This is a genomic window from Paenibacillus sp. NPDC093718 (assembly GCF_050279985.1).
Lineage (GTDB): Bacteria > Bacillota > Bacilli > Paenibacillales > Paenibacillaceae > Paenibacillus_AQ.
This window is the reverse complement of record NZ_JBNNUS010000001.1, coordinates 755,781-780,289: the sequence shown is the minus strand read 5'-3', so window position 1 is coordinate 780,289 and position 24,509 is coordinate 755,781. Positions and strand designations below refer to the sequence as shown.

Below are 24,509 nucleotides of genomic sequence, written 5' to 3'. Positions count from 1 at the left end.
AGAGGAGGATGAAAGGTATGGGAGTGCGGGAGCTTTATTCGATGATTGTGATTGACGATATCAAGACGGTGGTCAACGGTATTGTGAACCAATTGGAATGGAAGGAATACGGCATTGAGATTGCGGGCACGGCCCTGGACGGCGAAAGTGGATTAAAGCTTTTGCAGGACAAGAAGCCAGATATCATTGTGACGGATATCCGCATGCCAAAGCTGAGCGGTATCGAAATGACACGAGAGATCCTGGAGCTACTGCCGCACAGTAAAATTATTTTTATCAGTGGTTACAGCGATTTTGACAATGCTCGTCAAGCGATTGAGATCGGCGTGTTCGATTACGTTTTAAAGCCGTTTACGTCCAAGCAGTTTCTTGAGACCGTATTAAAAGCCAGGGATGCCATTGTCAGGGAACGTGAGCACAGCCGCCGGGTGACGGAAATGGAGATCAAATTACGGGAAAGCATGCCTTTATTAAGGCAGGAATATTTAGGCATGCTTGTCCGGTACTCCTCAGATCCAGAAACCATCGAGAGGCGATGGGAGTTTCTTGAGATCGATATGGAAGATGGACCCTACGCCGTCCTGGCGGCGGAGCTGGATGACCAACAAGACACCGAGCACGGGGGGCAGACGATCCGCGAAATCGAGCTCAACCGCTTTTCCGTACAAAATATTTTGGAGGAAACCATCCGTAATTTTACGAAGGGGATTGTTTTTCGGGATGGGGTAAGCCGGTTTATAGGCATCTTTACCGCTGCGGATGTGGACCGGCCCGTCGCGATTGCGGAGAAATGCCTGGAAAATGTGGTTAGGTACTCTAAGTGTACAATTTCGGTCGGAGTTGGCTTGACAGTCCAGGAGAAATACGAAATTCCGCGTGCTTACAGACAGGCAATGGAGGCACTGTCTTATAACTTCTACACTGGAGGCGGCAGTGTATTCGATTACAGGAACATCATGGTCAGGAAGCAGATGTCTCCAAATTACCCTATAGAGAAGGAAAAAGAGCTTCTGTTCCATATTCGTACGGGAAACATAGAGAAAACGATGCAGGATGTGGACACGATCTTTTTAGAATGGGAGTATATACAGCATCTTCCGAGCCCGGAGAGAATCAAGGTGCTCTATGTGGAATTGGCCATGTCTATCCATAAATCCTTAATCAGACTCATCGATGAGTCCGACCAGCCCCTATTCGAAGAAAAGATGAAGGAGCTGGCGTACAGGTCTTCCAACATTAAGGATATGCAGCAGCTTATTAAAGAAATTTGCCTGATTGGCTGCCGTATCGTGGAATCAGAGCAGCGGCAGCAAGCGGAGAAGATAATCGATCAAGCCATTTTTTACATTAAAGATCATTTACATTTAAATCAAACCGTCAGTGATTATGCAAGGCAGGTGCACCTGAGCAACAGCTATTTTGCTAACCTGTTCAAAAAGATGACAGGCATGTCCGTGATGCAGTTCGTTGTTAATGAACGGATGGAAAAAGCGAAGGAGCTGTTGGTGCAGCATTATTCCATACAGGAGGTGGCGGAAGCGCTGGGTTATGAAGACAGGTCTTACTTCAGCGAAGTGTTCAAGAAGCAAACAGGTCTTACACCCAAAGAATTTAAGGTTCGGCATTCTATCAAAGTATAGAGGAGGGAAATTGGGTTTAGAAGTACGGTACAACGCGGATAAGCAGGCAGAAATGCCTTTATCCAGCTAAATTTGAAAGCGTTATCAAATAAACACTTGAAAAGAGAGGGGTAATATATCAAATGGAAATAACCGCAAAAAAAGCGTTCACGCTGCTCTTAATGGTAGAACAGGCGGTCAACCTGCTGGACGGAAATGCGGTCGAAGACACGATCCATTTGCTCCCAAGAACAATGAAGCTGCTGAAGTTGGATATCGGCACCACACATTCAGAGAGAAGAACCCCTTACGGGGGAGGAAAATAAACATTTCAATTTCACATATCGAGACTAAACCATAAATGCACTAGAAGAGATAGGAGAAAAGTCCGGTCAAGTTAAATGACCGGACTTTCCTTTTTGATATTCGGTTATATCAGTCTATTCAATACGAATTGTTCAACAAACGCTTTATTTTCTTGTCAGTTTCTCCTTCTTGTCGAGGTTGGTAAATGGTTAGTTTTAGTTCGGGTGCATCGTACACCTGGAGCGTAATATGGTCCATCAACAATTCTCCAACTTTAGGATGCAGAATTGTTTTTTTGCCGCATGGGGTACCTAGAACTTCATGCTTTGTCCACCAAGTCCGAAACTCAGGGCTCTTATCTGTAAGTTCTTGAATAATACCTTTAAACCACTCATCACCGACAAAACGTGTATATGCTAAACGAAATTGAGCAATTAAGCGTTGTGCATGATCTTCCCAATTAACAAATAGCTCTCGATATTCTTTAGATGTAAAACAACGCCAAACTGCATTGCGATTTCGATCATCCATTTTATTAAAGTCGCCAAAAATCACAGCAGCGGCTTTGTTCCAGTTTACTATGTTCATTTTTTCATCTGTTACATAGGTAGGGCAGTGCTCTAGTTGAATCAGTAAGTTTTGTATGTTGCTATTTACACCTTCAATAAGTGGGTTTCCGGTCTTAGCTAGCAACGGTTGGTTTGCTAATAAAAACAGATGCTCTTTTTCCTCTTCAATAAGCCTGAATACACGCGAAATGGCCTCCAATACTTCTGCAGAAACTTGGATATCACGTCCTTGCTCTAACCATGTATACCAGGTTATTCCTATCCCTGCCAGCTGAGCCACTTCTTCGCGACGTAGTCCTATCGTTTTCCTCCGCCGCCCAACAGGTAAACCAAAATCCTCAGGTGATAACCGTGCCCGTCGTGTTTTTAAGAAATCTCCCAGTTCTTTTCTTCTTTCTTTATCACTTAACATTCAATCCCTCTCCTCAATAGGTGGTAGTCGTAATAATAGTGTAAATACACTCCTATTCCCAGTATAAACCTTCATCTATTCTAATAAATAAAGGAGGTGAGTTTAATGGTTTTCAACAGTAGAGCTGAGGATTTTCCCGTACTTACAAAAGGATTAATTCTCCTAATGGCTGCAGCATGTGGCTTTACAGTAGCTAACGTGTATTTAAATCAAACACTTTTAGTCAGTATGGGAAATACCTTTCATGTTTCTGCAACTAGTATAGGAATCGTAGCTACTTTAACACAAGTAGGATATGCTTTTGGAAATCTTTTATTGGTACCACTAGGCGACATTTTTGAACAAAGAAAATTAATTCTATGTTTATTATCTGCTGTATGTGTTATTTTGGCCGCAACTGCTTTATCAATAAATGTAACGTGGCTGATTGCAGCAAATTTCCTTCTTGGATTTGTTACAGTTGTTCCTCAAATCATTGTTCCTCTTGCGGCAAATTTAGCTGCGGAGGGAAACAGAGGTAAAGTATTAGGCAATGTAGCCATTGGTTTAGTATGCGGGATTTTAGGAGCCAGATTTATTAGCGGTTTTGTAGATTCCCATTATGGGTGGAGATCAATGTATTGGGTTTCTTTTGCCAGCACAATTGTAATTATTATATTCATTGCAATGTATCTTCCAAAAAGCAAAGGAAATCAGGTGATTCAGTACAAAAAATTGCTTGCATCTTTAGGCCCACTATTTATAAGAGAAAAAGCTCTGCAAAAAGCTTGTCTTAGTCAAGGAATGATGTTTGGTTCCTTTAGTGTCTTCTGGACAACACTTGTCTTTTTATTAAGTACTTCTCCGTACTCTTACGGAAGTGCCATGGCAGGTTTAATAGGTTTAGTGGGAATCGCAGGAGCCTTTGCAACTCCTATTATCGGTCGAGTAATAGATAAAAAAGGGCCTAAATTCGCTAATGCATTATGTATGTTGATTTCTTTACTCGCTTTTCTAATCTCCATATTTTTAGGATATTGGTTACCAGGACTAATCCTTGGTGCACTTTTAGTGACAGTTGGGACACAAGCAAATCAAGTTGCTTGTCAAGCTACTATTTTTCAGTTATCTCCTGAAAAGAGAAGCAGATTAAATGGATTATACATGGTATCTACATTCTTAGGTGGAGCTTTAGGATCGTACTTAGGTGTCTTTGCTTGGAGTAAATGGCATTGGTATGGAGTATGTATCGTTGGAATGCTAATGATAGGGATTGGTTTTGGTTCCTTAATCAGCTTGCCTAAACAAGAAAGAATTGAAAAAATATAGGATTCCAAGAAAGGAAGTAATGTCTAATGTCAGTGACTACAGAAAACTATAAAAAAGGATTGGAAGTATTAGCAAAAATCGATCCAGATAACTATCAAAATATTGTGAATGGTTTTAAAGAATCAGTATCACCTGATTTAGGAACTTTGGCCGTCGAGTTTAATTACGGTCAAATCTTTTCTAGACCAGGATTAGATTTAAAATCTCGTCTTCTTGCGACGGTTGCTGGTCTAACTGCTCTAGGAAATACCGAACAATTGAAGTTTTATATTAATGGGGCTTTAAATGTTGGATGGTCTGAGGAAGAAATTATAGAAGTTATGATGCAAATGTTAATTTATGCAGGCTTCCCTGTTGCATTAAATACCATTTTAACAGTAGCTACCGAAGTATTTTCTAATAGAAAAAATCAGTTGTCAGCCAATGAATGTGGAGGGAAAGAGTAAGATGATTATTGATAGTCATGCCCACGTAGTTCTACCTCTAGAAAAACAAATTGAGATGATGGATTCAAGTGGGATAGATAAAACGATTCTATGTTCTACGCTTGTTCACCCAGAAAAAAGTGAAACTTACGAAGAATTTATTCAGGAAATGAATGTATTGAATCAAGTTTTAAATAACGAAATAAATCCCCGAGATGCACGTCTACGAGCTATGGAGGAATTAAAAGATGCTGTCACAACATTTCCAGACCGGTTTATTGGGTTCGGGTCAGTTCCCCTTTCAAGTTCCTCTGAACAACTGAACCATTGGGTTGCGAAGATTGTAAACGACTATAAGATGAAGGGCCTTGGAGAATTCACTCTTGGCATAGGTCAAATAAAATTACTTGAACCTGTATTCCAGGCGGCTAATGATTATAGCTCCTTACCGATTTGGGTACATACGTTCCATCCATTAAACTCAAATGATATTCAAGAGTTATTCATCCTAACTCGTAAATATCCGAATGTACCTGTCATCTATGGCCATCTAGGAGGAATCCATTGGCTGCAAACCATTCCATTGATAAAAGAAACAAAGAACGCTTATCTAGATATATCAGCGTTTTATACAACTTATTCATTATTTTTGGCTATAAAGGAACTTCCAGAGAAAACTGTATTTAGCTCTGATTTTCCTTACGGTGATCCCTTCTTAAACAAGTTGGCGGTTGAACGTCATGCCGGAACCCTCCTTTTACTTGTTTAATCTATTCCCCTATAAACTAGTCTTATTTGTATGCAATGTAAAAACAGCCGGTCACGAGCCGGCTGTTTTACTGTCTATAAGACAACATACTTTTGTTAGTTATTCAAAAAAATTTACTCATAATAAAGATTGATTCTTATCCTAAATTATACTCTCCACATTCAGACATACTATGAAGGATTGGTAAAAACCCCTTGCCAAGACATGTTAAAGAATATTCTACTCTTGGTGGAACTTCCTTATAAACCTCACGATGTAATAGTCCATCACTTTCTAGCTCTCTGAGTTGCTTCGTTAGCATCGATTGTGTAATATCTGGAAAAGTACGTTTTATGTCCCCAAATCTTCTTGCTTCTTCGGAAATGCAACATATAAAGTAACCGATTATAAAGTTGATAAAATCGGTGACAAAATCGGTGAAGTAGAAACGAGGACCGATTCTGAGGCTTATTCCTATGATGGTACGTATTCTAATAAGTTTAATGTAGGCACGGAAATCTACTCCATAGTAGACATCGATGAAAGCAAAGCCATTACCGTTAAGTCAGGAGATAAAGTTTATTTATTACTCGAAAAAAACATTGAAGACTTGGAGGGTTTAAAGTGAAAAAATGGATGACTGCAATGCTCACAGCACTACTGTTCTTTACAGTTTTTCAAAATGTTAACGCTTACAGGCTTGATGGATGGAAACGTATCGATTTGTCTAGTATGGGATATCAAATAGGCAGTAATGTGGATAGTACATGTAGATCCACTGTTAGTTCCGGGATCAGTATGTGGGAAAACACTCCATATTTAGAACCAGAAATTAGTTTTAGAGAAAGCAGCAGCTATTCATGGTATTTTTCTTGTAATGATTTTGGGACTACACCACATACGCAAGAAATGCTGTTATGGCACATGAAATTGGACACGGGCTAGGATTGGATGATACTGTAAATCTAAATGTTTTGATGCATGAAAATGATTCAAGAATGGTTTATACGCCAACTCAAGATGAAATAGATGGTATAAATTACCTTTACTAGGAGGTTTAAATAATGATAAAGAAAATCAATATAACTTTATTTATTTTACTTATAATTTCTGTTCTTTGTTATTTCACAGTTATTCAGGGGAAATCAGAAACTAAAGTGGATATATCGTTGTCTATTGCAAAGGCATATGAAAATATAGATGAGTTAGCAAATGATTCTGAAGTAATTGCCCAAGTTATCATCAGAGAGACCAGTCCTATGACTTATCTTGATGTTCCGTTTACTATTTCTGAAGCCGATGTTAAAAAGACATATAAAGGGACCGTACTAGATAAAAGCATACAAATACTTGAAACAGGTGGGTTAATTAATAACATTCAATTTTCTGCTAATGGCCATGAGGTTTTCAGAAATAACGAGCAGGCAGTCGTGTTTTTGAAAAAATACGAGGGTCCTATTGGGGAGAACCTATATATGATTGCTGGAATATATCAAGGAAAATTTAAATTAGACAACGATACGAATAGTACTATAAATCCTATTAATAACGCTGGCAATATGAAACTAGAATTGAGCGAGTTAGAAAATCAGATAAACGAAAATTCAACAACAAAATAATAGCGCTTGCTCAAAAACATATAGAGTAAGAAGTCACTACAATGAACTTACCCCTGTCAAGTTAAGAGCCTTATAAAAGGTGCCTTAAGCAACCTTAGTTCGGTACTCAACCGGACTAAGGTTGTTCAGATTTGTAGAAAATGTTCGTGGTTGTAAAAATGAAATGGATATCGTTCAATCAGGCAACCAATTCACAACAACTTCTCCATGATCTTCACATCCACATATTCACCATCCAAGATCCCTTGCTTTTCAAAAAACCCCACATCACGGTAACCAAGTTTATGATATAAGCCTTGACCATTTTGATTAAACGGAAAGGTAAACAACACGATTTTATAAAAGTCTTTTTTCATAGCTATCTCCTCCAGACGCTGAAGAAGTATGCTTCCAATTCCTTTGCCCCTGAAAGCTCGATCTATGTAAATGGATAGGTCGGCAACACCGTCATAAGCACATCGTTGCGAGTAAGGGTTGAGGGAAGCCCAACCGATTACTGCATTATCGTACTGAGCTACAATGACAGCGTAACGTTCTTGGTGTTGTTGGAACCAGTCATTCATATATGCAATATCTTTTTGATCAACTTCTAGTGTTGCAATTCGATCCTCAATTCCTTGATTATAAATGTGCAGTATTCGTTCCACGTCGCCAGGGACTGCTGGTCTAATTGAAGTGGCTTTCATTGTTAGTTCCTCCTATGTAGGAAATATAAGCTTAGCAGCAGGAGACACAGCAGATGTTCATGCGAGGTTGCCTTGAAAATGAGAACGATATACGAGATTTTTTTCTATTGAGTTCTTCATTGGTTATCTCTCGGCTTTTTTGAATGTGGAGGTCATTTTTCATTAAATACTCTGCAACGTAAGAATGAAGTAACATAATAATTCATCTCCTATAGATCAATTTTATTATTCAGATAATGGGCCACAGCATTTATTGGATTTCGCCATCGCGTCGTTAAAAATCTTAACGGAATGAAGTACAGTTTCTTTTTCGAACTCGGTCATATAAGAGAATACTTCGTTAAGATAGTCATTCATCTGCATATCAATGGTTGTTGCTACAAATTTACCTTCCGTCGTAAGGGCAAGTGTGTGAACTCTTCGGTCTTGCGGATCTGGTGTTTTTTTCACTAAATTCATTTTGATTAAGGATTGGACCTGTCTGCTAAACGTCGTAATATCAGTTCCCAAAGTCTCAGCGATTTGTTGCATCGAAGGGTTGTGCTGCCGGTCAATCTCATACAAAATGTGGCTTTGAACTAAAGAGACATCGTTTCCCCCAATACTGCAGCAGTTTTTATTCAGAAGACCAAATCTTCGTGTCATGATTTGAAACAATTCACGTGCATGTTCCATATTTGAATCACCTCTAGTCATAGTTATACAATATATATTTGCAACATGCAAGTAATAAAATCTATGGCTTGTGATCAGTTCTTTTGTAAATTGGATTTTGATTTTGAATTATACTCCTATATAAATCAAAATAAAACGATGCTTGACGTGTTCATTGCGACTTGCTACAATGGCCACATCAAAATAATTTGATGGAAAGATGAGGTGACAACATGAAGGTCTCCCTTATACAAGAAGACGTTTTGAGCCTATATGAACAAAAGTTCAAAGCACTATCTGATAAAAACCGGCTGAGAATCATTTATGAACTAAATCAACGAGGTAAAGTATGTGTATGTGACCTAACCAACATGCTGGAACTGCCTCAATCAAAACTGTCTTACCATCTAAAAATGTTGCTAGATGCAAATATTATATTGATGGAACGCATCGGAAAATGGAACTACTATCAATTAAACGATGAAGAAATCAAAGGATTATTATCCGAAAAGTTATGTTGTGTTTTCTATCCTAATACAAAAACATAATTTTTTTAACTTATACATCAAAAAAGGTTGATGAATTGAAAACATAAGGAGGGTTTCTATATGAAGAACATTGAATATAAGGTTGCCTCATCTTCTTGTTGTACACCTAAAGATCCGACAATCACTAAAGATCAGTGAAGGAGGAGTATGTGCCGCACAACGATAAACTGCCGTAGCGATTATCGGTGCAAAGGGGGAGAATCGGAAGACAAGGTTCTCCATGCAAAACAAACGAAGGAGTGAAGAATCATGTACAAATCCATCATTATAGGAACGGGTCCAGCAGGTTTAACGGCAGCCATTTATTTAGCTAGAGCTAATTTGAATCCGCTTGTTATTGAGGGACCACAACCAGGAGGCCAATTGACATTAACTACAGAAGTTGAGAATTTCCCTGGATTTGTTGATGGAATCATGGGACCTGAGCTCATGGATAATATGAGAAAACAAGCGATTCGATTCGGTGCTGAGTTTAAGAATGGTTGGGTGCATGAAGTGGATTTCTCTTCACGTCCGTTTCGATTGTCCGTTGAGGGGCTGGGTCAATTGGAAGCTGAAACGATCATTCTCTCCACGGGAGCATCGGCGAATTTACTTGGCGGCATACCAGGCGAGAAGGAGAATATCGGCCGCGGCGTAAGCACATGCGCGACATGTGATGGTTTCTTTTTCCGAAATAAAGAAGTGCTGGTCGTGGGCGGAGGAGATTCCGCCATGGAAGAAGCCAATTTCCTTACGAAGTTCGCATCCAAGGTAACGATTGTTCATCGTCGTGATGAACTGCGTGCTTCGAAGATTATGCAGGAACGTGCAAGACAAAACCCTAAGATAAGCTGGGCACTTAGCAAAGAATCCACTGAAATTATCGCCGATGATCGCGGTGTTACCGGGCTGCGCGTCAAGGATCTAAAAACAGGAAATGAAGAAATCATCGAGACTAACGGAATTTTTATTGCGACGGGTCATACGCCTAATACGGCATTTTTAAAGGGACAGATTGATACCGATCCAGTTGGATATATTCGTGTGAAACCTGGTACGACCGAAACGAACATTCCAGGGGTTTTTGCTTGCGGAGACGTACAAGATCCGAAGTACCGTCAGGCGATTACAGCAGCAGGTACAGGATGTATGGCGGCGCTAGACAGCGAACGATTTTTAGAAGCAGAATCCGCGTTTATAAAATCAGTCACAGATTTGGCTAAAGTATAAGCGTATGCTTATGTATGAATTAGATTTCACTAAAAAAGACAACAAAGCTAATTCGAAAAGAAAACGATACAGCACAACTTGATTCAGTAACAGGCGTTTTCTGCCTCGACCCTTGTGGTCGGGTGTTACATTAACATGAGAGCAAGAAGGAGCAACTAGATCATGAAGGGCACGAATGATTTGACACAAGGTCCTATTATGTCTACTTTAATGAAATTGACGATTCCCATCATTGCAACCAATTTTATATCTACAACCTACGGTCTTGTGGATATGATTTGGGTTGGAGGACTAGGAAGTGGTCCGGTTGCTGCAATTGGCACAGCAAGCTTCTTCATTAATTTAGCGATTGCTTTATCGACCATGATAACGATTGGTACTGGCATCAAGGTCTCACATTGTATGGGGGCCTGCCAGGGAGAACAAGCCAAGTCTTATGTGAAGAACGGATTTATCATGTCTATTGTATTAGGGCTGCTCTACATGGTTTTTATCATATTAACCCAGGACCAGCTTATTAGTTTTTTCGATCTGGGAAGTGAAACAGTTGAGCAGATGGCGAAGCAATTTCTATTGATTTCGATAGTAGGTACCCTATTTTCAATTCTGAACACCTTATATGCAACCATTTTGAATGCAATGGGAAACAGTAAACAACCATTTTATATTTTTTCAATGGGTCTCATTTTAAATATTATTCTTGATCCATTTTTAATCTATGGAGTGGGCAGTTTTGAAGGTTGGGGAGTTGCAGGGGCCGCTATTGCTACACTAACGGCTAATGTACTTGTGACTTTGCTGTTTATCATTAAAACGAAAAACTTAGAAATGATCTCTAAGCAATCGGTATGGAATAGCCGTCTAATGAAAGAAGTTATCCGATTGGGCGTTCCGATCACGATTCAACGGGTCACCTTTACGATCATTTCGATCATTATTGCTAAGATTATTGTAAGGTGGGGGGCTGATGCCATTGCGGTTCAAAAGGTTGGCATTCAAATTGAATCGATCTCCTATATGACGATCGGTGGCCTACAAGGGGCTATCGCAGCCTTTTTTGGACAAAATTACGGAGCACGTCGATTGGATCGAATTCGGCAGGGTTATCGAAAAGCGTTGCTGTTGACCTCCATATTTGGCATTTTCGCTTCGCTCGTATTCATTTTATTTCCTCAGCAGCTCTTTTCGCTGTTTCTTTCTGATGATACGAGTATAAAGCTCGGAACGGACTATATGCGAATTATCGGCTTCTCCCAACTGTTCATGTGTTTGGAACTGATGACCGTAGGTGCGTTTAACGGTATTGGTAAAACACATATTCCGCCGATCTTCAGTATTTTATTTACCGCGTTAAGAATCCCCTTTGCTTTGCTCTTATCTGAACCGTTTGGTTTAAATGGGGTGTGGATGGCGATTGCGCTAAGTAGTGTTTTTAAGGGGATCATTTTGGTCATCTGGTTCAGAAAATCTTTACGCAGTATTCATAAATAGCTTGCAATTTCTTAAATGTTCAAGGATAAAGGACGGTCATAAACATGAATTTGTTGAATCGTGAACTTATACAGATTGTAATAGACCATGCACTTCAAAATGATCTACTTCGAGGTCATTTCGGATTAGAAAAAGAAAATGTACGGGTCGATCAAGATGGAAAGCTTGCACTGACACCCCACCCGAAGGCTTTTGGAAGCAAGACGGGCAACCCTTATATTCAAACTGATTTCTCAGAAAGCCAAATCGAGATGATAACTCCCGCCTTTGAGTCGATTGAAGAGACTTATCATTTCATGGAAGCCTTGCAAGACATCGTTTCTGTGGAATTGGAAGGAGAGTATTTGTGGCCTAGTAGCAATCCTCCCATGCTTCCCGAAGAGAATGAAATACCTATTGCCAAAATGAGCGATCCCATTGCGGACGACTATCGAAATGAATTGGCGGATAAGTATGGTCGTAAAAGACAATTGTTAAGCGGAATTCATTATAATTTCTCGTTTGATGAGAAATTTCTTGCAAAACTATATGATACACAGGTGCGGCACAAAGACTTTAAGGAGTTCAAAGATGCGATTTATTTTAAAGTAGCCCGTAACTTGATGAGGTATCGATGGTTGCTCATCTATCTAACAGGAGCAAGTCCTGTTTTTGATAATACCTATATTGAGCAATGTGTTAGCTTGGCGGATTCCCATGATAATAAAAGTTATTATTTTCCGATTATGAACTCACTTCGGAACAGTATGTGTGGCTATCGGAACGAAAAGTCGTATTATGTTTCTTTTAATTCGGCCAAAGAGTATGTTCATGACTTAAACAGGCTGATTCAACAGAATGAATTACTGAGCGTAAAGGAATTTTACAGCCCCGTTCGCTTAAAAACCGCTAAGGGGCTCAATCCGTGCCAAGAGCTTGTGGAAGATGGAGTAGCATACTTAGAGCTTCGATTTATGGATATTAATCCACTTCATAAGATTGGAATAAGTAAAGAAATGATGCACTTTATACATTTGTTTATTCTCTTTATGCTGCTTAAAGTAGATGAATCCTTCCATGAGGAAGACCAAAGGATAGCTGATGTAAACCAAGATCAGTTGATAATGAAAGGTATCAAAGGCTATTTAAACGAGCCTGAATATAGTCAGTTCACGATGGAGGAAATGGCACTCGCTGTTATCGATGAGATGAAGGATATGGTGCAGCTCTTGTTTCCTAAGCATGGGGATTATCAGGACATTCTGGACGGTGAAAAGCAAAAGATTCTACATATTGAGCTGAATGTTGCATCCAGGGTGAAGTCCGACATTCAAAAATCATCCTATCTGGCCTACCATTTGGAAAAAGCGAAAACATACGCTCAGGACAGTATTCAAAAAGGATACCGTTTTGCAGGGTATGAGGATCTCGAATTATCAACTCAACTGCTCCTAAAGGCAGCGGTGAAACGAGGCATACGCTTTAAGTGGATGGATCGGGATGAGAATTTTGTACTGCTTTCAAAAGGTAATCATAAAGAGTATGTGAAGCAAGCTACGAAAACTTCCTTGGACTCCTATAGTACGGTATTAATTATGGAAAATAAGGTGGTTACGAAAGAAGTTCTCAAACAACATGGAATTCGTGTACCGTCAGGGGAAGCGTTTCAGAGCATGGATGAAGCAATGTCCACCTATGAAACATATCGCGGTACTCCAATTGTGATAAAGCCCAAATCAACCAATTTTGGACTCGGCATTACGATCTTCAATCAAGATTATTCGAGAGAGGATATGAAAAAAGCGTTTGAAATAGCCTTTTCGCACGATAAGACGGTTCTACTTGAGGAATTTATGACAGGGAAGGAATATCGCTTTCTGGTCATGGGGGATCAGGTTGTAGGGGTGCTGCATCGTGTCCCTGCAAATGTCGTCGGTGACGGTGTCCACACGATCGAACAGCTTGTTCATGAGAAGAATAAAAACCCACTTAGAGGTAAAGGGTATAAGACTCCCCTTGAGAAAATTCAGTTAGGGGAAGCAGAAGAGATGTTTTTGAAGAACCATGCTATGGGTTGGAACGATATACCCCAATTAGGGGACGTCATCTATCTGAGGGAAAATTCGAATATTAGTACGGGAGGAGATAGTATCGATTTTACGGATGAAATGCCAAACAGCTATAAGAATCTTGCCATTCAATCAGCTAAAGCTGCAGGAGCGACCATATGTGGTGTGGATATGATGATTGATTCTTTAGAGGAAGAAGCAACCGATACCAATTACAGCATTATAGAAATCAACTTCAATCCAGCGATCCATATCCACTGCTACCCTTATATCGGAAAGAACAGAAAGGCAAATGACAAGATTCTGGATTTATTATTTGGGTAGTTCGATTGCGGCGATGTAAGTTGATTCCATCTGGGAACGTGTCACTGGCTGAACAAATGAATGAGCAAATAGTGATTGAAACAAGATGATGATGAATGGCTTACGTAACGCCGGTCTCACAGACCTTCTGGCAAGTGTCATACAGGGCGTAGCGGATCAAGGACTGTTTGCGGCAACAATGGGGATGGGCTTCATTGCGGCGATTATTTCTTCGATCATGAACAATATGCCGACCGTCATGATTGATGCACTCGCAATCGATGCGACAAACACGTCGGCTGCCATTAAAGAGGCCTATAATTTATGCGAATGTGATTGGTTCCGATTTAGGTCCCAAAATTACACCAATTGGTTCACTGGCTACCTTGCTTTGGCTGCATGTCCTTTCGACTAAAGGTGTGAAGATCAGCTGGGGGACTTACTTTAAGACAGGGATTATATTGACCATCCCAACGTTATTTATAACCCTTTTAGGATTATATATCTGGCTAACCATACTTTAATTCAAGTGATAAGGGAGAGAAACGATGATGGAAAAAAAGACATTGTACTTCTTGTGCACAGGCAACTCTTGCCGCAGCCAAATGGCTGAAGGATGGGCCAAAAAACATCTGGGTGATGATTGGAATGTCTACAGCGCCGGCATCGAAGCACATGGGTTAAACCCGAATGCGGTCAAAGCAATGAACGAGGTGGGGATCGATATTTCGAACCAAACTTCGGACATCATTGATCCGGTGTTGTTGAATCAATCCGATTTGGTGGTCACCCTATGCGGTGATGCTGCCGATCGTTGTCCGATGACACCTCCTCATGTTCGCCGCGAGCACTGGGGATTTGACGATCCTGCCAAGGCTCAGGGTACCGACGAAGAAAAATGGGCTGTTTTTCAGCGCGTTCGCGATCAAATCGGCGAGCGTATTCAAAAGTTCGCTGAAACCGGCGAGTAATAAAATAGAATGGAGGAGCCGGGAACTTTTCTCGGCTTCCTTTATTATTAGAGGGAAACGACATGATATCCATTGAAATTTATGATCCGGCCATGTGCTGTTCTACAGGCATATGTGGGCTCACCAAAATAGGAGGCAACGAAGAACATGGAGAAGAAATACCATGCACTACATGAAGATAAGATCTATATGGGCGGAGCCGCTGATGTCGAAGAAATGGTAAAACAAGAAGGTGTCCAAGTTGTGGTGGATCTTCGAGAAGAAGCCACGGAGTGCGCATCAACAGATGCCAACGTGAAATGGATTAAGATCCCCCTGGGCGACAATGCAACAGAGAGCGAGGAAGTTTTATTTAAAAAGGCGATCGATGAAGTAGTAAGTGCCTATCACAATGGCCAAAAAGTTGCTTTTCATTGTTGGGGAGGTAAAGGCAGAACAGGAACCGTTGCTATTGGAACTTTGCTAGCCCTAGGAGAGGCCCAAACCATTGCCGAAGCTGAGGAAAAGGCCAAGAGCATTCGCAATATTATTCAATAAAGCCGACCCAAAGGGAATCCCTCGAAAAGATATTTGAAGCATAGTCTTATGATAGCCACCTGTTCTACAGGCGGCTATTTAAATGGACTCATTTTAAAATAAAAACTTGCAAAATACAAATATCTGAGTTATAACTGATCTAAGGTTAGATGCATACAATGTGAGTGGGTTTTAATTTTTATGCACCTTAAAGTGGACTAAGGGGCATATTCTATGAGTTATTACTTGCAGTTTACAAATAATTTGGAGGTTGATTTTTGATGGTAGCGGCAAATGCATTTGTCCCACGGATCAAAATCAAAGAGGGAGGATGGTGAAGCGGAGCACAGCTGAGAAAAACATGATCATTGCCGCCTTCATCACAGCAGTATGTTTATTTGGAGACGCCATGTTATATGCCGTGTTGCCGATAAACAGTGAGGAATTCGGGCTAACCGCCCTTTGGCAAATTGGAGCTTTATTGTCGATCAATCGGTTTGTTCGTATACCGATACATCCACTCATTGGTTGGTTCTATACACGATATCCAGTGCGAAATGGTCTATTCATCGCCATTTGCTTAACGATCGTTTCTACATTTTCTTATGGTTACTTTGATCAATTTATCGCGCTCTTGATCGCTAGATGTGTGTGGGGAGTGGCATGGGCTTTCATTAAACAAGCCGGGCAGTTATTAGTGGTTGAAGCTGTTACGGAGAGCAAGCAGCCAGGAAAACTAACAGGTTTGTTTAATGGGATTGCCGGTGCTGGTGTCGTTATCGGAATGGTTGTAGGTTCCTTATTATCTGAAAGCTTTGATACTTCGTCGGTGTTAATCGGTTTTGCCATCCTCAGTGCTTTAACTTTTCCGATTTTGTTACCTATCAAAATAAGCAGTCGAGGTGTAGTGCAGCATGTAGAGAAAAACAAAAATTCGAAAGCACTCATGCTTATGTTTAAGGATCAACGTTTCATCGTTCTACTTCTAACCGGATTTGTGATTTCTTTATTATTCCAAGGGTACGTGAAATCGACACTTAGCTACTGGATAGAAATGCGGGATTTTAGTGCCTTATCTTTATTAAGTTCGATTAGTGCTGCAACGTTAACAGGGATATTACTCACCCTCAAATTAGCTGCGGATCCTTTCCTTGGTTATTGGGTTGGAAGGGTTAGTGATATCAGGCAGTCGAGAACAGAATGGTTAACGGGAAGTATCGTGGCAGTGGGTATTCTTTTTGTCATCATCGCATTCAATCTCCATACTGTTTTGTGGCTCTCGACACTGATCCTATTACTTCTCGTTTCTTCAATCGTAACTACATTATTAGATGCTGATGCTGCTCAATATGCAGCTGATTCGTCCAATAAACATTACGTTGTATCTTCGTATTCCATGACGGTTGATATAGGTGCTGCGTTAGGTCCATTTCTGGGTTTCACACTGCTCTCTGTCATTGGAGACACCGCCTTGAATGTCAGTGCTGCTCTATTGTTAGTTTTGTGTGCATTCATATTGCTTCGAGTAAAGAAAAGGGATCGAAAAAATGAAGTCCTAAATGATATCGATAACCATACATAACGTGAGAGGAGAGAATGACAATGAATCAAGTTTTAGATGTCCTAGTCATTGGTGGCGGGCAATCGGGATTAGCATCAGGGTATCACTTGAAACAAAGAGGTTTATCCTTTTTAATTTTGGAAGCGAGTGGGGAAGCTGCAGGTTCGTGGCCGAATTACTACGATAGTTTAAAGCTGTTTTCGCCGGCTAAATATTCATCCTTACCGGGACTATCCATCCCGTCTCCAGGTGACCGATACCCCAATCGAGATGAGGTTGTTCAGTACCTAAAAAACTATGCGTCTCACTTTCAATTGCCAATTGCCTTTCATCAACGTGTTGAGCAAGTTTCTAAAAAATCAGGTGTTTTTCAAGTTCGTACGACTACGGGAGAAACCTATACTGCACGCAACGTGATCTGCGCTACTGGTTCTTTTAACAAGCCATATATCCCATCGATCCCGGGTCAGGAAGATTTCAACGGTACAATTACACATTCCGCATTGTATAAGACACCGGATCCCTATAGAGATCATTCTGTCATCGTCGTTGGCAGGGGAAACTCAGCCGTACAAATCGCGATGGAGTTAGCAGATATAGCTAATACAACATTAGCTGTTCGTGAGCCGGTCTCGCTTGTCCCGCAGCGTTTTTTAGGAAAAGATATTCACTTTTGGTTTATTATCACCGGTATCGATTCTCATTGGCGGATAGGGAAGTCATTAGCCAACGCATCTTCCGTCATGGACCTGGATGGGTATAAACAAAGGTTGAAGGATGGCAATCCAAAGCAAAAGATCATGTTTACATCGTTTTATGAAGATGGAGTGATCTGGCCAGATGGTTCAAAAGAGAAGGTGGATATTGTTATTTTTGCAACTGGGTTTCGTTCCAATCTTTCCTTTATCAAAGATCTAGGAGGACTTGATGCTAAGGGAGATCCATTACAAGACCGAGGTGTAAGTACGGTTGTACCTGGTCTATATTATGTGGGGCTATCCGGGCAGCGATCCTTTGCTTCAGCGACCCTCCGGGGGGTTGGTCCGGATGCAAAGTATGTTGTGAAACATATTCAGCAAAATGCTAAGTAAGACAGATTGTTTCTTATGGGAGTAATGGCTAGTTAGCATGTATCATGAGGAAAGAAGGGTATTCAAATGAAAATTCTTGTACTTATTGCTCATCCCTATATTCAGCAATCAAAAATCAACAAACGTTGGAAAACAAGAACTGGAAGGTAAGGATTATATAACGGTTCATGATCTTTATGAGCAATATCCGGATGAACGAATTCATGTAAGAAGGGAACAGGAACTCTTACTCGTGCCACGACCGTATCGTATTTCAGCTTCCTTTCTATTGGTACAGCTCACCATCACTACTAAAAAGTGGATGGATCTGGTCCTTGGATAACTAAAGAAAAAATGTCTAATGACACAAAATTGTCTACATATATTTGTTGAGAAAAGCTTGATTTGTCAAGCTTTTTATTATTTTGTAGCCATATTGTGTCATCATAAAATGCACAAAAATGGCCACATTATAGGATTATGACATAAATGTGGCTACATTGTAGATAGCTTTGGAAAAAATATATGTTCTTGTCCTAAAAATATCTGAATTCATACATTAAACAGTTTATAACTCCATCTGCTTTCCAGAAATGGTTCGATCCCGTTTGTGCTGTCGTCGGAGAGGAACATTTTTCAGCAACGATAGACTATCCTGCCGAAATACTTGCTATAGGTATGTTGCCCATGTCGAAGGCGGGGAAGGGGACAGTTAATTATTAATGCAAAAGGGCCTCATTTCACGTTAACGGGACAAAGCAGAGAACGCTACAATTGAGTTTAACAACATGCGTGGAGAAATCTTTGGCTTCCACGATCTTAGTTCTCCCTTTTTAAGAATTGTTGCTTCAAAAAACGATTTTTCGCCATTGCTGACTCCTGTTGCCAACTCAAAAACACCTCCAAGGTCTCTTGAAGGTGTTTTAATTTGTCTCACGCTAAGGGGTGCACTTCAATTTAATTGGTTGGGTCCTTTTCTGACACTTCATTAAGGTCATTGAAACACTAAGAACATCTATATTCAATACAATTCTAGTAAATCATTCGTCGGTGTTATAAAAGTTAAGTTCTAATCTACAGTGACTTTACTTCCTATCGTTGGAAGATTTTGAGTCAGTAAAATTAACACGACCTACCGGTTAACAGTCCTATTGGTCGGACTAGCAGTTTTAACTCTTTCATATCCAGAGGTCTTCTAAAAACCCTCACATCACGATAACCAAGTTGCCATAACCATTTTGATTAAGCGTATAGGTTAAACAACTTTTATAAAAGTCAAAGAAGTTGCTGTGTCTGGAATGGCCTCCGCTCTGTTTTTTCTCCGTTAGCTGCTCAATATTTTGAGTCAAATGTCGTATGCAGTGTTTGTATTAGAAGCATCAAATGGAAAACTGATTTTTGGCTCAATACTCCGTGATTATGCCGAGGAATTGGAGAAGCATGTTGCACTTGTAAGGACGAGATCGGCAAGGGAGGTGTTTATTTCCTATATAGTGCAAGAAGCTATGATCCGATGGAAGAGATACTAAGCAAGGAATGGCGAGGTAAAAAAGTTAAAAGATAAACATTTGTCATTTGTTTAATAACAATGCATGTCTATGTGCCTATAGAGAAAGAAAAATATTGTCTGATCGTGGCGGGGAGTGGGTCTTTTGGCAGGTATAACCATTTTGATGTCGAAGATAACTACACTATCGGAAAATTATAGCTGAATAAACAACAGGAGAAGGCTGCAGACCAAAAATGGATCCGCAGCCTTCTCCGCTAACGGGCAGAATTACTCAACAAACTGGCACGAAAGAACGGCTGATTAAGCGGGCTCATGCAAGGTTTCTTATTCGTTCGTTTCCGATGTCACAAATCAGAGCCTCATCTTGTTATATGTGCAAAACGTAAAGGAGCTGAGGAAAAATGAACCTCGCACTGTGGATCGCAACCGGACTGCTCACCGTAGTAGCCCTGTCCAGCGGCATTAACAAGACGTTCTTACCCAAGGAAAAACTAGCCAAGTACCCTTTCGGGGGATGGGTCGAAGATTTTAGCGTCGGCTTCCTCAAGACTATAGGGGTCCTCGAGATCCTAGCTGCGGTAGGCCTGATCCTACCCGCCGTAATCGGCATCGCACCGGTCCTGGTGCCGGTGACTGCTGTCTGCTGGGTGTTGGTGATGATCGGCGCGATCATCATCCACCTCCGCTACGGCGACGTCAAACCAGTGGTGGGGAACCTGATTTATCTCGCACTGGCAGCATTCATAGCGTGGGGCCGTTTCGGACCCGAGTCCTTCACCGGCTGACCGATCACAATGCACGATGCTCTGTGACGCTCCCGGTGTGCTTTGGTTATTCGTTCGTTTCCGATTGTCACAAATCAGAGCCTTATCTTGTTATATGTGCAAAACGTAAAGGAGCTGAGGAAAAATGAACGACCTGACATGCATTATCATCGGAGGCGGTCATGCAGGGCTTGCCGCGCTCAAAGCGATAAAGGATGAGACCCGGGGCTTGGCGAACGGACGGCGGATTCGGTTTGTTCTGTTCGACAAGCAGTCCGGTCATGTACGCAAAGTGTTGTTGTTCCGGCCTGCTGTGGGCGAGGAAGAGATTATGATTCCCTGGACGCATTGGTTTCCAGAAGGAGTCGAATTCGTGCAAGGTACGGTTACGTCCGTGGATAGCGGGGAAAAACAGATTCGATATAAGGATGCGCAAGGAAATGATGCCCGAATTCGTTATGACCTCTTAGTCGTGGCAGTAGGTAGCATCGTTCGGCAACCGGATCCCGATCAGGGAGGCATCGCCTTGACCGACCCGCAAACCGCGGCAGACATCCGGGAGCGCTGGCGCGCCAATCTACGGAAAGCTGCTGACGAGACGAACCCTGAGGAACGAAAGCGACTGATGACAATAGCGGTTACAGGGGCGGGCATCAGTGGCATCGAGACGTCCGCTGAGCTGGTGCTCGCCATGCGGAAGGAAGCAGCAGCACTAGGACTGAATTCGTCCGATATATCCGTCTATTTGCTGAATGCGCAGGAGCGTCTGTTCCCGGGAGGGCCGAAGAAAGTTGGACGGAAGTTGTATCTGACGCTCAGCGAATGTGGAGTGACAGTAGTTCATAATCGTAAGGCGATTCGGGAGGAAGCAGGAGTGGTGACGCTCAGCAATGGCGATCGTCTGCCGGTTGGCCTATGTATATGGACGATTGGTCTGATACCGAATCCGGCACTTCGCAGCATGGGCTTGCCGCTTACTCCTGAAGGTCAAGTGCTGGTAGATGAAAGCTATCGCGTCAAAGGGACGCCGGACGTATACAGCATTGGCGACTGTGCAAGAATCGTTGATCCGAGAACCGGCAAGGCGGATCAGATGACTTGCAAAGAAGGTGGGATACAGGCGGATCGACTAGGGAAAATCGTGTTGGCCGATCTCGAGGGTCGTCCCGCACCGGTTCACAATTCTTATAAGGATATCTTCTGCATCGGCCTAGGGGAAAATCGCGGGTTGGTGTGGACGCGCCAATGGGGACTTGATATGATCATTACAGGAAAGCTGGGATGGAAAGCCAGAAAGCTGGGATGGGATTCAGCCAGCAGGCTCCGATAGAAACATTGAGACCAAGATCGCAATAGGTTACAGCCTAGAAAAGGTGAAACGGCGAATGAAGGAACTGTATGATCAATATAAAACGCTGCTGTTTACGTTGGCGTATCAATTGACAGGCTCTGCGGCAGACGCGGAAAAGGTGTTCCAACAGGTGCTCAGGCAATTTTTAGACGGTTATAAAAACAAACACAACGGCTGCATTAAACGAGGCTATGCAAGGTTATTCGTTCGTTTCCGATGTCACAAATCAGGGCCTTACATCGTTATATATGTGCAAAACGTAAAAGGAGCTGAGGAATGATGAACGACTTGACATTCATAATTATCGGAGGCGTCCGTGCAGGGCTTGCCGCGCTCAAAGCAATAAAGGAAACGACCCCGGGCATGGCGAACGGGCGGATTCGGTTTGTTCTGTTCGACAAGTAGCTCGGTCATGTGCGCAAAGTTGTTGTTCCAGCCGATATGATGGTTCGTATTAAACTGGAGTATTTACTCCGATAATTTATTTAAAAGGAGTGTTGTACCATGGCGGTTAAAGAATTATTGGATCAAGCGAAGGAAGGTTTTATCGCCAAAGCGCCTGAAGAAGTGCAATCGCAGGTTTTTCGGCACATTAAGGAGCAACAGGAGTCCGGTATTGTTTTCGGTTTAAAGGAAGGGGACAAAGCTCCGAATTTTACGCTGGCAAATCCGCTCGGTGAGCAAGTGAACCTATATGACGAGATTGCGAAAGGAACGGTTGTTCTAACCTTCTACCGTGGCAGCTGGTGTCCGTTCTGCAATATCCAGCTTCGGGCTTACCAACAATTGCTGCCGGATATTGAGAAGCTTGGCGGCCAACTGATTGCCGTTACTCTGCAAAGCCCCGACAACTCGCTGTCCCATAAGGAGAAGGAGGAACTGACTTTCCAGGTGCTGAGCGATTTGAACGGCCGTATCGCTGAAAGCTACCGAATCCTGTATGAAGTGCCCGATTATTTACAGGACACCATCATAAATTTCGGTTTGGATCTCACCGAGTTCAACAAAACCGATCGCTGGATTTTGCCGGTTACGGCAACGTTTATTATAGATAAAGAAGGGATAATCCGCCGCGCACACGTCAATCCGGACTTCATGAAACGGATGGAGCCACAGGAAATCATCGATCAATTGAAGAAGCTCTAAGAGAAGCATGAAAGATAGGTAGCATCGTGCAGTCTCGGATTATGAGAGAAGGGGTTGTCCCAAAAGTCATCATAAACGACCGAGGGGCAGCCCCTTCTTATTGACCGGACAAGATGTTCGGCGGTCGCCGATGGAGAACAATAAGTACAGTCAAATGAATGAAGATATGCGCGTGCTAAAGAAAAACATGAAAACCCGCCTTTATTCTTGACGTAAAGGCGGGTTTTTTGGAAAATGAAGAAGCAGGTATGGGATTACGCGAGTATGCTTCGATAGAAAACAAAGAGACCAAGATTGCAATATTTCTAACAACCCGGAGAAGGTGAGACGGCGAATGGAGGAACTGTACGATCAATATAGAGCGCTGCTGTTCACACTGGCTTATCAGTTGACAGGCTCTGCGGCAGACGCGGAAGATGCGGTGCAGGACGTTTTCTTTAAGGCGTTTGATGTACATCCTGAACGTTTGGAGGAGCCGAAGGCGTATTTGTGCAAAATGGTAACCAATCGCTGTCTCGATCTGCAGAAGTCTGCGCGGAAGAGCAGGGAAGTGTACGTCGGTCCGTGGCTCCCCGAACCGATTCGGACGCCGGAGGCGGATACGCTTGAGACGACGGTAGTCCGGCGCGATCTGCTGTCTTATGCCATGCTCGTACTTCTCGAGAGGTTGACTCCCACAGAGCGGGCGGTTTTCGTCCTGCGTGAGGCGATGGGCTTCGATTATCCCGAAATAGCTGAACTGCTCGGCAAGAAAGAGGCGAATTGCCGCAAGTTGATGAGCCGGGCAAGAAGCAAGATGGGAATATCCGAGGAGGAGCCGGTCGCGGCCGAAGCGGTCGAACTGGAATGGGTTAGCCGGTTCCTCACATCCCTCGAGCAAGGTAACGTCGATCAGATGCTGTCCCTGCTGACCGAAGATGTCATGCTCGTCTCCGACGGTGGCGGAAAAGTAATCGCGGCTACGGTTCCGATACAAACGCGCGATAGCGTGGCCCGAATCCTTGCCGCCGCGTACGAAGGCATAAAGCCCTATTATCAGGGAAATCTTCATTTCGAGGTTGCCCGTCTGAACGGCGAGATCAGTATAGTAGCCCGCTCGGGGGCCGAAACCGTGGGAGCTATATTTATACAACGCCGATGCGGAAAGCTTGCCAGAATCTACATCGTACGAAACCCGGATAAGCTTACCCGGGTTTAGGTTGTCGAATGAAGATTTTTCCACCACGATAAGATTAAGTTAAAATTTTTCAAGTTTCCTTTTGTCTTTAATGAACATTACATCATTGTGCTAACTGAGAACGATAGCTGAATAAACATTAGAGAAGGCAGCTTAACGCAACTTTTCAAATGTTGGAAACGTACAAGATTAAGGAAACTGTGCCATGAAACGTTAACGAAAAAATAAAAAGGTAAGGAATGACGACATGATAGGAACAACAGAGGATCAAGCCTCGCGATTGACGAAGATGCGAAGAATTTGGGGGTATGGTGCCGCCGTAGCGGTGTCGCCGTATCTGCTGATTAAAATCGCCTGGACCTTTGGTCTCTTCATGCCGACCGATCAAATGGGCGACCCCAGTTGGCGCATTGCCAACGCGGTCACCATGGTTCTCGCCGCGGCCGGCATCCTGTTGGCGATGGCATTCTGCAGGCCGTGGGGTGAGCGGTAGTG

The 24,509-nt window shown here is 42.3% G+C and carries 28 protein-coding genes and 2 pseudogenes; 26 read left to right on the top strand and 4 right to left on the bottom strand.

Annotation, left to right across the window (positions count from 1 at the left end; genetic code table 11):
* Positions 1-17: 17 nt before the first annotated feature.
* The gene (locus tag ACQKPA_RS03960) at positions 18-1,640 is read left to right on the top strand and encodes a response regulator (RefSeq protein WP_427489573.1); all 1,623 of its coding nucleotides are present in this window, start codon (positions 18-20) and stop codon (positions 1,638-1,640) included.
* 122 nt (positions 1,641-1,762) lie between these two features.
* Positions 1,763-1,945, top strand: coding sequence for a hypothetical protein (locus ACQKPA_RS03955; RefSeq protein WP_427489571.1), 183 nt, complete (start codon positions 1,763-1,765; stop codon positions 1,943-1,945).
* A gap of 118 nt (positions 1,946-2,063) precedes the next feature.
* On the opposite strand, the gene ACQKPA_RS03950 is transcribed toward ACQKPA_RS03955, so the two are convergent.
* On the bottom strand, positions 2,064-2,906 hold the full coding sequence (locus ACQKPA_RS03950) for a helix-turn-helix transcriptional regulator (protein WP_427489569.1): 843 nt from the start codon (positions 2,904-2,906) through the stop codon (positions 2,064-2,066).
* Between the two features lie 105 nt (positions 2,907-3,011).
* Here ACQKPA_RS03950 and ACQKPA_RS03945 point away from each other — a divergent pair, with 105 nt between their 5' ends.
* Genes ACQKPA_RS03945 through ACQKPA_RS03935 form a run of 3 tightly spaced genes read left to right on the top strand, consistent with a single transcriptional unit; the run spans position 3,012 to position 5,408 of the window.
* Positions 3,012-4,214, top strand: coding sequence for an MFS transporter (locus ACQKPA_RS03945; RefSeq protein WP_427489567.1), 1,203 nt, complete (start codon positions 3,012-3,014; stop codon positions 4,212-4,214).
* Positions 4,215-4,240: 26 nt separating this feature from the next.
* Entirely contained in the window at positions 4,241-4,660 is a 420-nt protein-coding gene (locus tag ACQKPA_RS03940) for a carboxymuconolactone decarboxylase family protein (RefSeq protein ID WP_427489565.1), read from the top strand.
* Between the two features lies 1 nt (position 4,661).
* Complete coding sequence (locus tag ACQKPA_RS03935) at positions 4,662-5,408, top strand: amidohydrolase family protein (protein ID WP_427489563.1); 747 nt, start codon at positions 4,662-4,664, stop codon at positions 5,406-5,408.
* Positions 5,409-5,544: 136 nt separating this feature from the next.
* Here ACQKPA_RS03935 and ACQKPA_RS03930 read toward each other — a convergent pair whose 3' ends face one another.
* Positions 5,545-5,772: a winged helix-turn-helix transcriptional regulator gene (locus ACQKPA_RS03930; protein ID WP_427490262.1), complete on the bottom strand. Its 228-nt coding sequence runs from the start codon at positions 5,770-5,772 to the stop codon at positions 5,545-5,547.
* A gap of 239 nt (positions 5,773-6,011) precedes the next feature.
* Here ACQKPA_RS03930 and ACQKPA_RS03925 point away from each other — a divergent pair, with 239 nt between their 5' ends.
* From ACQKPA_RS03925 to ACQKPA_RS03915, 3 genes are read left to right on the top strand one after another with little or no spacing between them, the layout of a single operon-like run.
* Positions 6,012-6,332: a hypothetical protein gene (locus ACQKPA_RS03925; RefSeq protein ID WP_427489561.1), complete on the top strand. Its 321-nt coding sequence runs from the start codon at positions 6,012-6,014 to the stop codon at positions 6,330-6,332.
* Positions 6,305-6,439 carry a hypothetical protein gene (locus tag ACQKPA_RS03920; protein WP_427489559.1) on the top strand — a complete coding sequence of 45 codons (135 nt, stop codon included), beginning with the start codon at positions 6,305-6,307 and terminating at the stop codon, positions 6,437-6,439. The genes ACQKPA_RS03925 and ACQKPA_RS03920 overlap by 28 nt, the downstream gene beginning before the upstream one ends.
* Positions 6,440-6,451: 12 nt before the next feature.
* Positions 6,452-7,006: a hypothetical protein gene (locus ACQKPA_RS03915; RefSeq protein WP_427489557.1), complete on the top strand. Its 555-nt coding sequence runs from the start codon at positions 6,452-6,454 to the stop codon at positions 7,004-7,006.
* Between the two features lie 191 nt (positions 7,007-7,197).
* Here ACQKPA_RS03915 and ACQKPA_RS03910 read toward each other — a convergent pair whose 3' ends face one another.
* Positions 7,198-7,692 (bottom strand): arsinothricin resistance N-acetyltransferase ArsN1 family A, encoded by a 495-nt coding sequence (locus ACQKPA_RS03910; protein ID WP_427489555.1) that lies wholly within the window; start codon positions 7,690-7,692, stop codon positions 7,198-7,200.
* 225 nt (positions 7,693-7,917) lie between these two features.
* Complete coding sequence (locus ACQKPA_RS03905; RefSeq protein WP_427489553.1) at positions 7,918-8,367, bottom strand: MarR family winged helix-turn-helix transcriptional regulator; 450 nt, start codon at positions 8,365-8,367, stop codon at positions 7,918-7,920.
* A gap of 212 nt (positions 8,368-8,579) precedes the next feature.
* On the opposite strand from ACQKPA_RS03905, the gene ACQKPA_RS03900 reads away from it, so the two are divergent.
* The 18 genes and pseudogenes from ACQKPA_RS03900 to ACQKPA_RS03815 form a co-directional block, all read left to right on the top strand.
* On the top strand, positions 8,580-8,894 hold the full coding sequence (locus ACQKPA_RS03900; protein ID WP_427489551.1) for an ArsR/SmtB family transcription factor: 315 nt from the start codon (positions 8,580-8,582) through the stop codon (positions 8,892-8,894).
* 249 nt (positions 8,895-9,143) lie between these two features.
* The gene (gene trxB, locus ACQKPA_RS03895) at positions 9,144-10,106 is read left to right on the top strand and encodes a thioredoxin-disulfide reductase (RefSeq protein ID WP_427489549.1); all 963 of its coding nucleotides are present in this window, start codon (positions 9,144-9,146) and stop codon (positions 10,104-10,106) included.
* 162 nt (positions 10,107-10,268) lie between these two features.
* Positions 10,269-11,597 carry an MATE family efflux transporter gene (locus ACQKPA_RS03890; protein WP_427489547.1) on the top strand — a complete coding sequence of 443 codons (1,329 nt, stop codon included), beginning with the start codon at positions 10,269-10,271 and terminating at the stop codon, positions 11,595-11,597.
* A gap of 44 nt (positions 11,598-11,641) precedes the next feature.
* A complete protein-coding gene (gene gshAB, locus ACQKPA_RS03885) occupies positions 11,642-13,969 on the top strand; it encodes a bifunctional glutamate--cysteine ligase GshA/glutathione synthetase GshB (RefSeq protein WP_427489545.1) in 2,328 nt (775 codons plus the stop codon).
* Between the two features lie 85 nt (positions 13,970-14,054).
* Positions 14,055-14,472, top strand: a pseudogene (locus ACQKPA_RS03880) (ArsB/NhaD family transporter); the annotation flags it as partial.
* Between the two features lie 27 nt (positions 14,473-14,499).
* A complete protein-coding gene (arsC, locus tag ACQKPA_RS03875) occupies positions 14,500-14,919 on the top strand; it encodes an arsenate reductase (thioredoxin) (RefSeq protein WP_028407113.1) in 420 nt (139 codons plus the stop codon).
* 62 nt (positions 14,920-14,981) lie between these two features.
* Complete coding sequence (locus ACQKPA_RS03870; RefSeq protein WP_427489543.1) at positions 14,982-15,095, top strand: arsenic metallochaperone ArsD family protein; 114 nt, start codon at positions 14,982-14,984, stop codon at positions 15,093-15,095.
* Positions 15,067-15,456, top strand: a complete 390-nt coding sequence (locus ACQKPA_RS03865; protein ID WP_427489541.1) for a protein-tyrosine phosphatase family protein — start codon at positions 15,067-15,069, stop codon at positions 15,454-15,456. Before ACQKPA_RS03870 ends, ACQKPA_RS03865 begins: the two co-directional genes overlap by 29 nt.
* Positions 15,457-15,766: 310 nt before the next feature.
* Positions 15,767-17,017, top strand: a complete 1,251-nt coding sequence (locus tag ACQKPA_RS03860) for an MFS transporter (RefSeq protein WP_427489539.1) — start codon at positions 15,767-15,769, stop codon at positions 17,015-17,017.
* A 20-nt stretch (positions 17,018-17,037) separates the two neighbouring features.
* On the top strand, positions 17,038-18,087 hold the full coding sequence (locus tag ACQKPA_RS03855; protein ID WP_427489537.1) for a flavin-containing monooxygenase: 1,050 nt from the start codon (positions 17,038-17,040) through the stop codon (positions 18,085-18,087).
* A gap of 245 nt (positions 18,088-18,332) precedes the next feature.
* Positions 18,333-18,413 carry a hypothetical protein gene (locus ACQKPA_RS03850; protein WP_427490260.1) on the top strand — a complete coding sequence of 27 codons (81 nt, stop codon included), beginning with the start codon at positions 18,333-18,335 and terminating at the stop codon, positions 18,411-18,413.
* A 1,564-nt stretch (positions 18,414-19,977) separates the two neighbouring features.
* Positions 19,978-20,361, top strand: coding sequence for a DoxX family protein (locus tag ACQKPA_RS03845; RefSeq protein ID WP_427489535.1), 384 nt, complete (start codon positions 19,978-19,980; stop codon positions 20,359-20,361).
* A 124-nt stretch (positions 20,362-20,485) separates the two neighbouring features.
* The gene (locus tag ACQKPA_RS03840; protein WP_427489533.1) at positions 20,486-21,670 is read left to right on the top strand and encodes an NAD(P)/FAD-dependent oxidoreductase; all 1,185 of its coding nucleotides are present in this window, start codon (positions 20,486-20,488) and stop codon (positions 21,668-21,670) included.
* Positions 21,671-21,725: 55 nt separating this feature from the next.
* Positions 21,726-21,971 carry a hypothetical protein gene (locus ACQKPA_RS03835; protein ID WP_427489531.1) on the top strand — a complete coding sequence of 82 codons (246 nt, stop codon included), beginning with the start codon at positions 21,726-21,728 and terminating at the stop codon, positions 21,969-21,971.
* Positions 21,968-22,096 (top strand): hypothetical protein, encoded by a 129-nt coding sequence (locus ACQKPA_RS03830; protein ID WP_427489529.1) that lies wholly within the window; start codon positions 21,968-21,970, stop codon positions 22,094-22,096. The genes ACQKPA_RS03835 and ACQKPA_RS03830 overlap by 4 nt, the downstream gene beginning before the upstream one ends.
* A gap of 99 nt (positions 22,097-22,195) precedes the next feature.
* On the top strand, positions 22,196-22,837 hold the full coding sequence (locus ACQKPA_RS03825; protein ID WP_427489527.1) for a peroxiredoxin-like family protein: 642 nt from the start codon (positions 22,196-22,198) through the stop codon (positions 22,835-22,837).
* A gap of 334 nt (positions 22,838-23,171) precedes the next feature.
* Positions 23,172-24,035 carry an RNA polymerase sigma factor SigJ gene (sigJ, locus tag ACQKPA_RS03820; RefSeq protein WP_427489525.1) on the top strand — a complete coding sequence of 288 codons (864 nt, stop codon included), beginning with the start codon at positions 23,172-23,174 and terminating at the stop codon, positions 24,033-24,035.
* A gap of 226 nt (positions 24,036-24,261) precedes the next feature.
* Positions 24,262-24,504, top strand: a pseudogene (locus ACQKPA_RS03815) (hypothetical protein); the annotation flags it as partial.
* Positions 24,505-24,509 lie beyond the last annotated feature (5 nt).